Consider the following 1,769-nt stretch of genomic DNA (forward strand, 5'->3'; position numbering starts at 1 on the left):
AAGCTCATGGAGGGGGCTGGTTGAGGGGGCTCAGTGTGCCAAGGGTGGGGGCGGCTGGCTATTTATGCAGTGTCTCCTTAAAGAATTTTACACAGGCGAGGCAGATGCTTGGTTAGTGCCACTCTGGGTATGCTAAAAACCTAGCGGCTTACCATTTTCATACGACTAGCCAACAACTAAATATAAGTCTGTTCACGCTGAGGCCCACAATCGCTCAATGAGCAGCTGCACGCACCGAGCCTACTGGTCCTCTCAAGAATAAGTAATGGCCTATAAACAATCCCCTAGGGATGGTCTGAAGTAGCCATGTATTTCTGGCTGACTTCAGCTTCCGCCGATTTTGAAAGCGGAAAATCGACCAAAAATGATCAGATCACCGCTCATTTCTGTGTTTTTAGCCGCCGCGAGCACCTCGCGGCGGCCATTCCCCGCATTACAGGCGCACCTCTCCCGCGTTGGTCAGTAACCGTCGGCGCGCCTTCCACAGATTCGACAGCGCGAACAGCGTGACCAACTGAGCGGTGTTCTTCACCAGCCCGCGGAACCGCACCTTGGTATAGCCAAACTGCCGCTTGATCACGCGGAACGGGTGCTCGACCTTGGCGCGTACTTGGGGCTTTGGCCTTCTCGATCTTGCGCTTGGCTTTGTATAGCGCGCTGCGCTTATCGAGCTTCTTGTAGGTGATGCGGCGTGCCGCAACCTGCCAGATCACCTGACGCCCCTCATGCTCGGGACGCTTCTCAACGCCGGTGTAACCAGCGTCGGCGCAAACCACATTCTCGTCGCCGTGCAGCAGCTTATCGACCTGGGTGACATCCGCCACGTTGGCCGCCGTGCCCACCACGCTGTGCACCAAGCCCGATTCGTCATCCACGCCGATGTGCGCCTTCATGCCGAAGTAGTATTGCTGGCCTTTCTTGGTCTGGTGCATCTCCGGGTCGCGCTTGCCGTCCTTGTTCTTGGTTGAACTCGGCGCGTTGATCAGTGTGGCATCGACGATAGTGCCTTGGCGCAGCGACAGGCCGTGGTCACCCAGGTGGCCGTTGATCACAGCCAGGATGCCGGCAGCCAGCTCATGTTTCTCCAGCCCGGCTTTGGAGCTTTTTCCTGCGAGCCAATGCCATATGTAGACAAATCCCTTCCTTCTCACCCGATACAGAGTCTGCTCGCTGTGAGAATGGCAAGCGTTATGTATCCAACCGATGATACTGCCGAATTCGACGAAGCAGGAGCAAACCGAGTCCGAGTGCGATCACGCCAAGGATAGGCCAATCCCGCCAGCGCACATAAGGGGTCGCGCCAGTTCGGGGGGTCACTTCGGCGCTGAGGGTGGCTACGCGGAATTGAGGAGCGCGTGTAAGGACCTTTCCCTCATAGCTGACAGTTGCTGTGATGCCCGTGTTCGTGGCTCGCAGTAGGTCACGTCCGGTTTCGATGGCACGCATGCGGACCATCTGGAAGTGCTGGAGAGGGCCGATTGAGCTGCCGAACCAAGCATCGTTGCTGACATTCACCAGTAACTGCGCTTCGGGCAGAAGTTCCGTGACTTCAGCACCAAAGACCGCCTCGTAGCAGATGAGTGCTCCGACGGGCACACCCGCTGCGTTAAGGACGTGCGCTTCCCGTCCTGGTGTGAAATCGGACATAGGCGCCCCGAGCACGTCGAGGGCCGAACCCAAGAAGTTCCGGAGCGGAACATATTCACCGAAGGGCACCAGGTGGCGTTTGTAGTAGAAGCCTGAGGGATCGGAGAGGCTTACCACGGCGT

The 1,769-nt window shown here is 57.6% G+C and carries 1 protein-coding gene and 1 pseudogene; both read right to left on the reverse strand.

Annotation, left to right across the window (positions count from 1 at the left end; translation table 11 throughout):
* Nucleotides 1-433: 433 nt before the first annotated feature.
* Nucleotides 434-1,088, reverse strand: a pseudogene (locus tag AAGW23_RS22015) (IS5 family transposase); the annotation flags it as partial.
* A gap of 100 nt (nt 1,089-1,188) precedes the next feature.
* Nucleotides 1,189-1,769, reverse strand: a 581-nt coding sequence (lnt, locus tag AAGW23_RS22020) for an apolipoprotein N-acyltransferase (RefSeq protein WP_342408333.1), incomplete at its 5' end; no start/stop codon positions are given.

The organism is Stutzerimonas chloritidismutans (assembly GCF_038562055.1).
GTDB classification, from domain to species: Bacteria; Pseudomonadota; Gammaproteobacteria; order Pseudomonadales; family Pseudomonadaceae; genus Stutzerimonas; species Stutzerimonas chloritidismutans_A.